The organism is Legionella sheltonii (assembly GCF_026191355.1).
Taxonomy (GTDB): Bacteria; Pseudomonadota; Gammaproteobacteria; order Legionellales; family Legionellaceae; genus Legionella; species Legionella sheltonii.
This window is the reverse complement of the sequence record NZ_JAPHOQ010000018.1, coordinates 1-14398: the sequence shown is the minus strand read 5'-3', so window position 1 is coordinate 14398 and position 14398 is coordinate 1. Positions and strand designations below refer to the sequence as shown.

Here is a 14398-nt window from a genome sequence, read left to right as displayed (position 1 = left end):
GGTCTATACTTGAAATAATGATAGGCTCAGGAAAAGGAATGCTCATGAATACCTATACTGCTGATATTCAACATCCCGTGACAATTCCTAGTAAAAATGTATACCTGAATGGATTTTTATTTATTCCTGAAGAAGCTAAAGGGCTTGTGATTTTTGTGCATGGAAGTGGTAGCAGTCGATTCAGTAGTCGTAATCAGTATGTCGCAAGTACTTTGAATGAAGGGAAATACGCTACATTGCTCTTTGATCTGCTTACATCACAAGAAGACTTTATTGATAATGTGACTCGCGAATTTCGTTTTGATATTCATTTATTAGCTTCTCGACTGATTGATGTCGTTCATTGGTGTACCGATGAATTAGCGGCATATCATTTTCCTCTCGGTTTATTTGGGGCAAGCACAGGAGGTGGGGCAGCACTTGTAGCAGCAGCACAGACGCCTAAGTTCATCCATGCGATTGTATCCCGAGGTGGCAGGCCTGATTTGGCCAGAAATTATTTACCTCAAGTCAAAACACCTACCTTACTTATTGTAGGGGGGTATGATGATGAGGTTATTGAGCTTAATCAACAAGCGATGGCTCAGATGAACTGCACCACAAAATTGAAAATAGTTCCTGAGGCAACCCATTTATTTGAAGAACCTGGAAAATTAAGCGAGGTAGCGGATTTAGCAAAAAAATGGTTTGACCAGTATTGTGTTGGATAAAATAACGTCATACTGCTCCGCAATCCCGAGCACCTTACCTGGAGATTTATTGTGATACTGGGATGCGTGAGTTGAGGAGGCTTTTATGAATAGGGACGCGTTACAAAAGCTAATTGATGCACTCGATGATTCAGTAATTCCTCTGGAAGCCCAAAACGAAAACTATGATGCGGTGCTAGAGCAAATAGGAGATGCGCGTTTTGTGATGATTGGTGAAGCATCCCATGGAACGCATGAGTTTTATCAGACACGTATTAAAATATCTCAGCGTCTTATTAAAGAGCATGGATTTATGGCCGTTGCGATTGAAGGGGATTGGCCTGATGCCCATCGTGTCCATCGTTATTTACAAGGTGAAGGAAGTGTAACCTCTAGTGAGCTGGCTCTGGATAGTTTTCAGCGTTTCCCTGTTTGGATGTGGCGAAATACTACTCTTCCACCCTTTCTAAGTTGGTTACGTCAATACAATGACAATTTACCTGCAGCACAAAAAATTGGATTTTATGGTCTTGATTTATACAGTTTAAATGCCTCCATGCACGCTGTGATTGATTTCTTAAACAGAATCGACCCTGAAGCAGCACAACGTGCAAAGCAGCGTTATGCGTGTTTTGATCATTTGAATCAAGATCCGCAAATGTATGGCTATTTAATTAATGCTGGGATAAAAAAGGCTTGTATCCGTGAAGCAGTAGCTCAATTGGTTGAATTACAACATCGTGCGTTTGAATACCTGCATCGTGACGGGATAGCGGTTGAGGATGCCTACTTTTTTGCAACTCAAAATGCCCGATTGGTAAAAAATGCAGAAAATTATTATCGCTCCATGTTAGAAGGAAGGGTTTCTACCTGGAATATCCGAGATCAACATATGGCAGAAACACTTAATGTGTTAGCTGATCATTTGGAAACCCGATTCAAGAAACCGGCTAAAATCATTATTTGGGCACATAACTCACATGTGGGGGATTCACGGGCCACTGAGATGGGGGAGCGTCAAGAGTGTAACCTGGGGCAATTAGTACGCGAACAATATGATACGCATTCTTATTCTCTTGGTTTTTCGACTTATGAAGGCACGGTTATGGCTGCATCGGATTGGGGGCAACCCGGAGAGGAAAAACAAGTACAGCCTGGTTTACCAGGAAGTTATGAGGAATTATTTCATCATCTAAAATACAAGAATTTTTTCTTAAATTTATTAGATAATAAGAAACTCGAGCATTATTTAACTATTCCTCGCCTACAACGTGCCATAGGTGTGGTTTATTTGCCGAAGTCTGAACGTTATAGTCATTATTTTTTTACACACTTGCCTTATCAGTTTGATGGATTAATTCATTTTGATAAAACGAGTGCGTTACACCCTTTAAGCTTGGAACAGTTGATGCCGCAATGAATGATGCAGTTAAAAATTGCCTCTCCCATTTGTGGGGTAGGGGTGAGAGGACATAAATTCTGATTAATACCCTCATCCGCCCTGACGGGCACCTTCTCCCCGCGGGAAGAAGGGAATTTCATGATAGGTTTGTTGTACTGCAGCTAGGCTACTGTTCAGTATTACTTTATATTCAATGCAACTAAATCGTCTTCATTTAGAGTTTCTTTTTGTAATAACAAGGTTGCCCCTTTTTCTAAAATCTTGATGCGTTTCTTTATAATATCCACGGCATCATCAAATGCAGATTGGATAATTTTGCGAACTGCTGAATCAATCTCGCACGCAGTTTCCTCACTAAAGTCACGTTCGTTATGAACCATAGGAGGCTCTAGGAAGGTAGAGTGTTCTTTCTGGTAGGTTACTGGTCCCAGTTCTTTATCCATCCCATAGCGCATGACCATGCTGCGGGCAATATCCGTTGCTTTCGCGAGATCATCTGCTGCTCCAGTTGAAAAGCGGCCAAAAACTACAAACTCAGCGGCTCTGCCTCCAAGAAGCACCATCATTTTATTTTTTAATTCTTCTTCCGTCATGAGATAGCGGTCTTCTGTAGGGCGTTGAATGGTATAACCCAAACTGCCTATTCCGCGCGGTATAATTGAAACTTTATGCACTGGATCGACATTGGGCAAGGAGAGTGCGATCAACGTGTGACCCATTTCATGATAGGCAACCGCTTTACGTTCTTCAGGATTGAGTAAACGGTTCTTTTTCTCCAATCCGGCCACAATGCGTTCTACTGCGTTAGTAAAATCATCCATACATACCGAGTCGCCATTATGGCGTGTGGCGAGCAAAGCTGCTTCATTGACGAGATTCGCCAGGTCAGCACCAGAAAAACCTGGGGTTAACGCAGCAATTTTTTCGGGATCAACATCCGGAGCCTGTTTTATTTTTTTCAGATGAACATTCAAAATTTCTATGCGACCTTTTTTTTCGGGTCTGTCCACTAATACATGGCGGTCAAAACGCCCAGCACGTAATAATGCGGGATCAAGAATTTCCGGGCGATTGGTTGCGGCAAGGAGAATTAATCCTTCACTGGGATCGAAACCATCCATTTCTGACAGCAACTGATTTAAGGTCTGTTCCTTTTCATCATGACCCCCTGCAATAGGATAGGCGCCACGTGCTCTGCCCAAAGCATCCAGTTCATCGATAAAAATAATTGCTGGTGCTGTTTCTCTGGCATGATTAAAGAGATCTCGGACTCGCGCCGCCCCAACACCAACAAACATTTCTACGAACTCTGACCCATTAATTGAAAAAAATGGCACGCCAGCCTCACCTGCCACAGCTCGTGCGAGCAGTGTTTTTCCTGTTCCTGGTGGCCCAACTAAAAGTACTCCCTTGGGTATATGCGCCCCTATACGCGTATAATGGTGCGGATTTTTGAGAAATTCGACGACTTCCATAAGCTCGGTTTTTGCTTCATCTACTCCAGCAACATCTTGAAATGATACATGGGTTTCTTTTTCCATGTACATTTTGGCTTTACTTTTTCCCACATCCAAGACACCACCAGCAGCTGAGCCCATACGTTTTAACAAAAAACTCCACAGAGCAAAAAAAAGCAGTGCAGGAATAATCCAAGATAGCAGTAGGGTTATCCATTTATTTTCAGCTTGCCCATTAAATTTTACTTTTGCGGCTTCTAGAGTCGATACCAAAGAGGGATCATTAATTCGTACGGTAGTGATTTGTGGTTCTTTACCACCATATTTTTTTATTTCATTTAATTTATCTTCAGGGAGTAATCCTACCAAACCTTCAGTTTTCACATTGGCGGTAATGTAGCTTTCATCGAGTAGAACATTATCTAACTTATCTGCTTTTAAAAGAGTGATAAAATCGCTGTAAGCAATATTGACAGGATGTGAGGCGAAAAATAAGTTCTGGAACAGGATAATCATCCAACAAATCATCAGCACATACCAGAGCGACTGCCATTGTTTGTTTTCCACACGCTCCCCCTTTTTTAAGACGCGTATTTACTTTTATTAAATGAGTAGAAAAAACAACTGGATTCATTTAAGTATATACCAATGGAGAAATGATAATATCCTCAGAAAGTATACTCATTTTGTCTTTCCTTAGGGTGACTTAATGGAAAATTGATCCGCCTCATTTGATGCCACCACGATTTGAGGTACCTACCGTTTAATTTTTGCTGTTGAATATATATTCCAATAGAATTATAATTAAGCAATGTGATGGTAATTTGGGTATCAATTATGGAAGGAAAAGCAGATGATAATGTTGTTCCATTAAGTACACCGCACTATGTTCTGGATTATCCTAATAAAAATGATTTTTTGGACTTCTTTAATTACGTGAAGCACGAGAGTGCGATGGCAGAAATTTATTTTGAAAATGAAGAGGTGGAAAAATTAGAGGATGATACGGTTGAGCTATTTAACAAAAATGGAAAATTGCTCCATAAAGATGGCAAGAGATGTGATTTAATGCTTGTTTTGCGAGATAATGGCAAGGTTATTGGCTTTATAGAATTAAGGCTAATCCAAAACTCAGAAAATATATCCCAATTATATAGTCTATTTGTAAGTAAAGATTATCGCTGTAAAGGACTTGCTAACTTAATGATGGTGCAGGCTTTTAATTTTTTCGTAAATACAGGGCAGACTAATATGTCCGTCAGTCCCACAGCAGACTCCCTTGCCGTTTATAATAAATTTGCTTTTTATCCACCAGATCTTGATGATATTGGGATAAGCGACTGGTTTCAAAAAACGGAGAAGGAACGGCTTGATGAGTTAGAAGACTCACCTTCAAAGTATCTTCTATTGGATTTAGGAAAAGAATCCTGTAAGCACGCTTTTAAAAATCATTGTGCCAAAGCTTCGCAAAATTTTGTCACATTTGAGATGTCGAAAAATTTAAAAGAGGATTCAAACATTAATGTATTTGGCTGGAGAAAAAAAGCGAGTGCTCCCACTTTATTATCGAAAAGCGATTTAGGAGTTTTAAGTACCCCGGAACCTAATAAAAAAAGAAAAGCCGAAGTCGAAGTTGTAGTTGAAGAGGATAATCAATCTGAAGCGTCATTAACTTCAGGATCTGACAAGAAAAATCCGCTGAACTAATGCAGGAAGTGTTTTCTATCGAGTATCAATATAAATCGGATATTCACTAGTAAAGGCAGAAAAACCCGGGGAAAATATAGGTCATCAGTAATGCCTCAATTTCATATTATTTTATCAGTGATGTCAGGACGGGACGAGGTAGAGATCGCTTTTAATTCCTTCAGCAATAATGGAGATGAAAGGTGCTAGGTTTTTTTCAGTACAGGATTCTAGCTTTTTTCTTTGTTTTTCATGTTTTGCGGAATAAAAAACTGCGGGATCATTCTGTTCATAACAGTTAAGTAACCATTTTAGATCATGTTGTGTTATTGAAGAAAAGAAAAGCAATCTTGAATATGATGGTCTTTCTAAAAAATGAATATATTCGGTTAGATAAGCAGCGATAGGGTGTCTTAATTGATTTACAAGTGAGGCAGGTGCTTGTTTTTCTTGAGCCATTTTATAAAGAAAAACGCATTGACTCGGATTCATCAAAGTAATTAATCTATTTTGCAAAGATTCATCCAAATTAAAAAATAAGTTTTGATATTTTTTCTCAGTTAGCCAATTATCCTCTTTGGCAGCGATACAAAGCCGCAAGATCAAACACTCTTTATCGTTTTCAGCACCCTCATCGATGAGGAGCAATTGCCTTAATGCAGTAAAAAATTCAAGTATTGCATCAGGTGAAGGTCGATTTTCCTTGTTCTTTTCGCCCATTTGCAGGATAAATTTTTTTATCAACTCACAAATAAATGGGTCCGGTTTGTTATCAAAATGCTCAAAGAGCCCCTCGCTACAAAAACCAAGCTCACGAAAAGCCCTTATTAGTTTATCTGACTTCATATCTGGATTTTTATTTCTGAATTCAATTATTTTTTTTAGGGGATTTTTCGCACCAAAGATACTCAATAAAAGCGGTGTTAATGCAAAAAAATCACTGGATTCAGAATAGTCGCCTTGAAGTATTTCCAAGGCGATATGTTCTGGAGTCCCTTGAGGGATTTGCGGCCTTCCAATAATACGTTTGGCATAATCGAGATCTAAGTAGGACACCTCAAATTTATATCTTTTTTCTTCAGCATTTATGATGGCATTCATTTTTATTTTGACATTCTCACCATGGATATCACCATGAACAATGGGAGGGCCGCTGGTATTATTATAATGAAGGTGATTCAGTCTTAGAATTAATTGCCAAGACACATCGACCGCCTGAAAAAAAGTGAGTTGATTTAGTTCCGGATTGTCGCTGGAATCTGGGTAAATATGAAACCCATCAATATAATCCATGATAAGCACATCTCGGCCTTCGATATTTAAGCGCGCTCTCTGTGACGCATAAAATTGAAAAGGAGACGGGTGTTGTTTGTCGTCATAAAGCTTTATTGATACAGGCTTTTTTTCATCAATGATAAGTTCTTCTTTATTCACGCGCCGCGGTTTTAAATCAATAGGCTCATTGTCGATCAATGTACATTGATGTCCCTTATAAACCGAAGAGCCTAACTCCTGGGAAAAATCAGAGGCATAATACACCACCGTTCCATTTTGTTGTGTCACTGGAAATAAGGTAAAGGATGATGATTTTTTATCTTTTCCTGTATTGGTCATAAATCAATACGCCTTTTAGAATGTGGATGAATCTGGCGCTTTTGCCATTCGCCATTTTGGTTCAATCTCATTTATAAACCATCCCAATTGAATCATGATATTTTAGTTTGTTTCTGAAATAAATTGAACAGGCTGGCTGTAACAATATCCATGTGATTACAATTTAGTCTTGTGTACTATACTTTACCTATTACTGGATCAAAAAAATAGTCATTTTTCTCTTTTTATGCAATATGCAGTTGCATTATTTTTACAAGCTGCTTAATAGTTCCTTAATCATAAGGGGATATGATTAAAATATGATTCAGTCGAGTGCATGTTGAACATATGGTTTGAACATGTATTTTATCATAAATCCTTAGGGGAGATGGTATGTATTCTAAAAGTACTGAACCGAATCAACGAAAATCACTTATAAAAACAAATCACTTCGCAAAGGAATACACTGAAATCAGTAATCTATTGAGTGGACTCGAAGTAGATACTTCAAGAGAAAACAGTTTAGAAAGACTGAATGAGGAAATAATCCGAATAAAGAAGGATCAAACATTATCTGATGATGCCAAACTTCTTGCACTTTTGGATGTTTTTGTGAGTGAATATGCTCTGATTTCAAAATCATTTCGTGGCTCAAATAGTGGCTTAGGTAAATTTATCAGACAATTTTGTGCACAAAATTTTGGTGTCAAGTTAGGTCCGGAATCAACTGTTCATATCCAACCAGATGGTTTGATAATGCATATCTTAAAAGCTCAAGGTATAAAATCCTCAGAGAAAGAGAGTTTATTACCGCCCATTCAAAGGAGAGCAACTGCAGTGGGTCATGTCTCAAAAAGTGCTCCAGTGCTAGGAAAGTTCGAAGAGCCAAAGCCTAGAGTCAGTCCTTCGTTAGATTATGTCGAATCGTCCCGAGAGCAAATAGGCCAATTCACTTTACGTAAAAATGCTGAATTTACCCGATTAGGCAGTATGTTTGGCGACAAACAATTCTGCTATGCAGAAAAACCCAGTGGAGTTGAGCCAGGATTTAGGGCAATTGATATAGATGAATTATTTTTTCTGGAACTGGATAAGCTGTTAACTCATGATCGTTTGCCATCGATTCAACAAGTTCGAGATGTGCAAAAACTCCAAGACTTGAAGGAACTTTTGAGTAAAGAAAAGGATTTGCACCAAAAACAAATTATTTTTTCAATTTTTATCAACAGTCACATAAAAGGACCTCATGCTAAGGAAGTAATGACTCCTTGCATCCAATGGCTTTGCGGTGAAGTGAAAACGGCAGTTGCCAAGAATAATCACTTAAGCGCCTGGATGTATAAACTGGATTATGCAGAGGGGCAAAAAGACAGAATCAAAGCGAATAAAGAAGCACTCAGAGAATTTGTTGGTACTCGTTTTGCGGGAATTTTTAGTGCTCAAAATCAAAGGCAGGAAATTGTTTGGATCAATAAAGGTAAAGGAGAAGTTCATGCTGTATTGGCTTGTGGCTGGAAAAATGGATTACAAGAACTAACTCACTTTCTATATGGCGGTTCTGAGCCTGATTACAATGGGGTGTTGGTTGAGGATAAGGACGCAGCAGTCAAGCACTCTAAATATATTTTTGGCTTAGCTAAGAATTTAATTTTTGGTATTGGAGTTGGCGATCGGGATGGTATAGGTAAGGAAGCACAAAATAAAGGTTTTGCAGATGAGGCTTTTTATGGTTTTGACTATGGTAAACCTTATGAAGGAGAGGGCGTAGCAGCAAGTTTAAGTGATGATTTTTCATTTGAAGACAAATTTGCTAAAGCTCCTGCACTATTTAGAAGCTCATCAACGATTGGTTTTGCTCGTCATTTTATGTATCGAAACTACAGTATTTTCTATGACACTGCCTTGTCTGAACGCATGGAGGGAGTTCATTTATTCAGAAAAATGATTACTGGAGAAAATCCCAGTGAAGAAGTAATGAAAAGTTATCCAGGGCTAAGAGAGGAATTAAATCGAATTCAAGAAAAAACTCCTTCCCCTGAAGAATTATTAAATGTCTTAGGAAGGCTTAGAGAGCAAAGTCAGGAAGGGAGTCATTTACAGGCTTTAATCGATGCCCAAATTATAGAGCTATGCTCAGGGAAACTATCCACATTTGATTTATATTTTAGTCAAATAAAAATCGATTTAATTGACATGGGCATTAAAAACGAGATGCATGATGCAGAACTTGCTGATTACCTAGAGTTTATTGATGGAATGGCAGCAACTGCCAGGAACAGCAACCAACATATATTAACCACGTTCCAACAACGAGTATTATTAACTGCTCAGGAAGTTGATCTGCTTGATCATCTAGAGAAATATTTTTCCCCAGCTTCGGTGATGTCTCATGATGGTGAGGTTTTTCTGAATACGATGCGTTTTGATCCCCCAAGTGGCAGAACTCCCTTTCAATTAAAAAAAGAAGAGAATGGGACTTATACGCTAACTACAACCAATACAAATCTTGCACGCCAATTAAAGGATGAGTTTGGGCTTGATTGCAAACAAAATGATGCGGGATTAAGTTGTAATATCAATGCTGATGCACTGAGTCAGCTAATAAAAAATGCAGAGCTAAAGTACAATCAAAAAAGGGATGGATTGCTGATTAAACCCACTTATAAATTCATAACCTTACCTAATTTGAGCGCTTTACTAAGTCAAGATAATCGGCCTCGAGATCCTAAAGTGGATCTGAGTTATTTATGGCTTGAGGATAACAGTTTGTCGCTGAAGATCATTCCGAAAACAAAGCAACAAGCAAAGCAAGTATTCGATTTATTTGGAATAACACTTGCGGTAAATGAAGCACAACTTATCCAAGTTCCAGCTACTAATCATGCTCGATTTCAAAGACGTATAGAAAGACACTGCGAGCAATTAACGAAATTTTCAGAAGATATCGAGCTGAGAGATATAGGGCCCCGAGACTCTGTAATTTCAGCGTTATCCCAATCCAACAAGGAAATTGTTCCAACTGCATCGGATAAATGGAAGGATCTCCACGGAAAAGCAGAGATGGGAATTCCAGAAACTTTATCGCCAACAGAACTATTAATCAAACGTCTAGAGGGGCTGGAGCTTGACGAGGGGACTAGAAAAAAAGTTATCAATGTTATCGAAGAAGTCACTGATCCCAAAATCATTCAACAATTGCTGTCCTACAATAATCAAACTTTATCTGCGCCTGCCAATCTCGAAGCGATTAAGAGCGAACGATTTTCAGAGGTGAGAACGATCGAAGACAAACCCATTGCAACAATGGCTCCCCAAGCGAGTATGAGAAAAAATTTAAATTGATGATAGGGCTGCTTGTACCAGGTTATAGCTCATAATAATGGTTTGTAAAAAGTGGTTGAAAACCAATGCGTTGATATAGATTTAGACCCACTTTTGATGCTTCTAAAAAGCAGTTTTGGACTTTCAACGCTAAAGCATTGTTTAACGCATAAGCCATCATGGCACTTGCAAAGCCACGCTTTTGAAAGTTAGGAACTGTGGCGAGATCATCGATGCGGGCAAGACGCTCCTTGACGGTTAACGTCATGGATACAACCGCTTCTCCTGCGAGAAACCCAGAAAAATGGTAGATACCTTTGCATTTTTTTAATGCCTCGGCATGTCTTAGGGTATAAATCTGAGTAATTTCTGGTGTTGATTGAAAACCATGAATCAGGGGAATACTCCAGGTATCTAAATCGTCATTCATTAATTTAAATTCAAGTTCGACGTCAGCAGCTTGCAGATTATTTGATAAAAGATCACATACCATCCCTACACCGGTATCGACTAATTTATAATCTGGAGGTAATTGACATTCGTCTTTTGAGAAATTAGGTATCAATTCAGGAATGATCAGTGCCCAAGGTAGATTCTTTTGGGTGAAGTATGATTTACATTGCTCCAAATCTTTTAAAAAGTGCTCATTTATTTGGGTTAAAAAAGCAGGATTAAGCCCTGATGCAAGTACTCCGGTTTCAAATGCAGCTATTGTTTGATAATCAAGATAACTTAAGCTGATGAGAGAAAAAAAGTGCTTTTCAATTTCATGAAAATCATTAATCAGTTGCATTAAAATAGATCCAATCAGTAATTTTTGCTGCATTATAACAAACTATGAACAGGATACTATGCATCATTAGGTCCTAATTTTTTCGCATCATTTAGGTGATTGTTTGCTGCGAATAAGCAGAACAGGTATGGATGCATTGCGAATAACTCCTTCTGCAACGCTGCCTAATAATAAATGCTGAAAACCTCGTCGACCATGAGTTCCAACGACAATCAAATCGGCTGGCCATTTTTTTGCTGCTGCAATAATTTTATCTGCAACGGTTTCTTGTGCTGAATTCATTTCAAGTAATTGTGCTTCACAATCTGCACTGCGCTCTCGAGCAATTGTTTGCATCTTGCTCAAAAATTTGTTTCCGTATTCTTTAAATGAGGCTTCCAGTTTTTCATAATCCACTCCGGTTCCCAAATATGGGGCATAAAACTCATTGGTTACATGCACAATGAGTAATTTTGCATGATGTATTTTGCTTAACTCAATGGCTTCATTGAAGGCATGAATTGATGTATCACTGTCATCAATCGCAACTAAAATTTTTTGATACATTTCTATTTCCTTATAAAAGTAATGAACTCCACTAATCTAGCTATCTTACCTATAATCTGGAATGAAACATAGAATTTTAAGATGCAAAAATAAGATAAATTTTTGAATAAAACTCGATGAAAGAAATAAGGGCGGGACGAAAAGAAATCGTGATAAATGACCAATAATTGATGATGAAAAAAGCAGTAATTACAAGATAAATTCAACACCATAACTGTAAAGCGGTTTTAAGCCGCTTTACATTGGTTTTAGAAGTACCTAATTGATTTTTTCCTTGGAAGAAAAAAACTACATATTATTTAAACCCTGGCTAGGCTGGGTATCATCATCAGCACTCGTAGCAGGGGACAAGGCAAAAAATCTATTTAGATTAGTTGCACTAGAATTTGTTTTTTCCTTTTTTAACTGATGATACTGATTCAGATCCTTAATAATTTCAGGGTGATATTCTTTGGGACGCTCGTAATTAAATAAATCCCTGACTTCTTTAGGAGTAAGGTAACCGAGTCTTCCTTCATTATCAGCAAGGAATACCTTAACTAGGGAATCAAATGCATTGGCAGGTAAAGTCTCAATTTCCTCGAGACCTTCTAGATCATCTATTTTCCCATATATTTCCTGTATAAACTGTTGTTTCGCTTCCCGAGGTAATTGCTGATAATAATCATTAATGTAATTTTTAATGATAAATGGAATGGTTCTTCTCTGTAGCGTAGGAAATTTAATGTTCGTAACCGGTTCCAAAGCCATCAAAAATCTCATATAAGGGCCTTGGTCGCATGATGGATGTTCTATTTGATCAAATAATTCCAATTTCAGTATGTTAAGTGCTTCATTACCATCACGAATGAACGGTTGAGTAAGCGAGGAATCAGAATAATATCCAACCATTGAAATGATATTTAATAACTTCTGTGCATCCTCAATGATTCGATGTTCTTCAGTTTTCATTCCATGATGTGATGAAGTCATGGCTCTTGTTTTGATTTGTTGCAAATATAGCAGGGCCTTATTATGGTAAATAACTCGTTCATGGATTTCTTTGATTTGCTCCGAGTCCGTTTCCTCATTCCTAAGTCCATAAATATAGCCAATAAGTTCTTTTAACTTATCTGGATCCTGTGTGAAAGCAAGCGAATTTTTTATCGTCTTTTCTTTTTCCAAACTGATATAAGAGATAAATAGGCCTAATCCTTTCAATAATTTTTCTTTTTGCTCCTCTTTTGTTCCAAGAGTTTGAAGCCATTCTTGATATATTTGATCTGCATAAAGATGATTTTCCTTGGTATGAATTGCTTGAGGATCCTTAGATGGATCCAAATCAGCTTTTAATAATATTTTTGTACGCATGTCCTCAAAAAGAGCGTCCTGCTCAGTACCTCGAACTTTATGTATGCACTGATTAAAAATCAATTCCAGTGCTTCCTGCGATTTCTGACTTAATAGCGATTTTTTCAGGAAGTTAAGCTGCAATTCAGCAACATTTTGTAAAAAATCAGGGGGTAGGGGGATTTTATTATTCATCAGCTTTGCCAATAAATATAAAATAATGTCAGCATTTTTTATTACAATTGAATCATCTTTTGAGCTTAATTGGGTTAATAAAAAGGATAATAGGTCAAGTTTGCGATTATGTAGTGGGAGAGGGAGGGTGGGTATATAATTTATCCAGGATGGTTCAATTTGTGAGATAACTTCTAATAATTGAATTCCTGCGTTTTTATATGCAAAAATCATATTCAGGGCGAATGCCATCAGGATTTTTGCATTAAGTCTTTCCTCACGAATTTCTGCAATCTGAGTAAGAAAAGATGTTATAACTTTTTCTACATCAGGAGTGAAAATATCCGATTTTTGATCATTCAATTGGCACTGTAACTTCACTTGAAGTATTAATAAATTACATAAGACAACAGGCAATTGGATGGGAATTGCATCTTGCTGTGCGCAATTAAGCGAAATTGCTTTTGTTATAAAAAGTATAAAATCAGGTATTGCTTGACGCCAGGATAAACCTTGCTGGGTAGGGAGAACATTCAATTTTGCCTGAAACAAACTTATAAAAGAAAAGTATTTATTTACAATTTGAAGTATCTCCTGAGGAGAAATACCCTTGATTAGTTCTCGCATCAACTCATAGAATAAGCTATTTTTGCGTACTTGATTATTATTCGATACATAAAGATAGAAAAATAAATTTAATAACTGAGATTTATTCGCATTTCTTTCTTTCAGAATATGAATCAGTTTTTTTATTGATTCATTTAATTCTATTGCTGTTGGATCCTTAAACAGAAGTTTAAAACCAAAAAATAAAGTCTCATTAGCTAAAGTAGGTTCTGGGATTATCGCTTGAGTATTAATTGTAGAAGCAACGACCAAGCCTAACCCCATTGATAAGAACATATGCAGATCGAATTTAGCTGTATTTAAGAAGCCTGGAGTTGATGCTAAATGATCAATAGAATGGCACTGCGATAAGCAAAAAATTAGCTTGTTCATTAAATTGAGGTATTTTTCAATATGCTTATCTTGATGAGGGAAATAGTAGAGATTGTATTTACTTTGACTTACTGTCTTTTGTACTAATGATTCATAATTACAATCCCTCGTTACTTTTTTCTGGAGTTCTTTAAATAGATTGACCTCTATAAGAGGGTTTTCTATGAACAGCAGGAGCGGATCAATGTCCTCTGAAAAAGAAAAAAAATCTTGAAAAGTATCGTCTCGGGCAACCGTAACATAAAACTGTATTATATCGTGACTAAATTCTCCATATTCTCTATTGAAATCATAGGAGAAAAGTAGCTCATTAAATCTTTGCTGGGAAAAAGGTCTAAATCCTTCTTTCCAAAGTTGTAACAGATACTTTCTATATTGAGGATGCGAGAAGAGATCTAGAAATTTTTTC

At 37.5% G+C, this 14398-nt stretch carries 9 protein-coding genes; 4 read left to right on the top strand and 5 right to left on the bottom strand.

The window, feature by feature from the left end; all coding sequences use genetic code 11:
- Positions 1–44 precede the first annotated feature (44 nt).
- Together OQJ26_RS17440 and OQJ26_RS17435 are read left to right on the top strand one after the other, a co-directional pair.
- Positions 45–710, top strand: coding sequence for a dienelactone hydrolase family protein (locus OQJ26_RS17440; RefSeq protein WP_265704980.1), 666 nt, complete (start codon positions 45–47; stop codon positions 708–710).
- An 85-nt stretch (positions 711–795) separates the two neighbouring features.
- The gene (locus OQJ26_RS17435; RefSeq protein ID WP_265704979.1) at positions 796–2109 is read left to right on the top strand and encodes an erythromycin esterase family protein; all 1314 of its coding nucleotides are present in this window, start codon (positions 796–798) and stop codon (positions 2107–2109) included.
- A gap of 161 nt (positions 2110–2270) precedes the next feature.
- On the opposite strand, the gene ftsH is transcribed toward OQJ26_RS17435, so the two are convergent.
- Positions 2271–4115 (bottom strand): ATP-dependent zinc metalloprotease FtsH, encoded by a 1845-nt coding sequence (gene ftsH, locus OQJ26_RS17430; RefSeq protein WP_265704978.1) that lies wholly within the window; start codon positions 4113–4115, stop codon positions 2271–2273.
- 270 nt (positions 4116–4385) lie between these two features.
- On the opposite strand from ftsH, the gene OQJ26_RS17425 reads away from it, so the two are divergent.
- Positions 4386–5255, top strand: a complete 870-nt coding sequence (locus OQJ26_RS17425; RefSeq protein ID WP_265704977.1) for a GNAT family N-acetyltransferase — start codon at positions 4386–4388, stop codon at positions 5253–5255.
- A 123-nt stretch (positions 5256–5378) separates the two neighbouring features.
- Here OQJ26_RS17425 and OQJ26_RS17420 read toward each other — a convergent pair whose 3' ends face one another.
- The gene (locus tag OQJ26_RS17420; protein WP_265704976.1) at positions 5379–6848 is read right to left on the bottom strand and encodes a protein kinase domain-containing protein; all 1470 of its coding nucleotides are present in this window, start codon (positions 6846–6848) and stop codon (positions 5379–5381) included.
- Positions 6849–7220: 372 nt separating this feature from the next.
- Here OQJ26_RS17420 and OQJ26_RS17415 point away from each other — a divergent pair, with 372 nt between their 5' ends.
- Positions 7221–10169, top strand: a complete 2949-nt coding sequence (locus OQJ26_RS17415) for a hypothetical protein (protein ID WP_265704975.1) — start codon at positions 7221–7223, stop codon at positions 10167–10169.
- Between the two features lie 22 nt (positions 10170–10191).
- Here the strand turns inward: OQJ26_RS17415 and OQJ26_RS17410 are convergent, their stop codons facing one another.
- The 3 genes from OQJ26_RS17410 to OQJ26_RS17400 all read right to left on the bottom strand — a co-directional run.
- The gene (locus tag OQJ26_RS17410) at positions 10192–10974 is read right to left on the bottom strand and encodes a GNAT family N-acetyltransferase (RefSeq protein WP_265704974.1); all 783 of its coding nucleotides are present in this window, start codon (positions 10972–10974) and stop codon (positions 10192–10194) included.
- A gap of 54 nt (positions 10975–11028) precedes the next feature.
- A complete protein-coding gene (locus tag OQJ26_RS17405) occupies positions 11029–11487 on the bottom strand; it encodes a universal stress protein (RefSeq protein ID WP_265704973.1) in 459 nt (152 codons plus the stop codon).
- Between the two features lie 288 nt (positions 11488–11775).
- Positions 11776–14398: hypothetical protein (locus OQJ26_RS17400; RefSeq protein WP_265704972.1), on the bottom strand; the 2623-nt coding region annotated here is incomplete at its 5' end.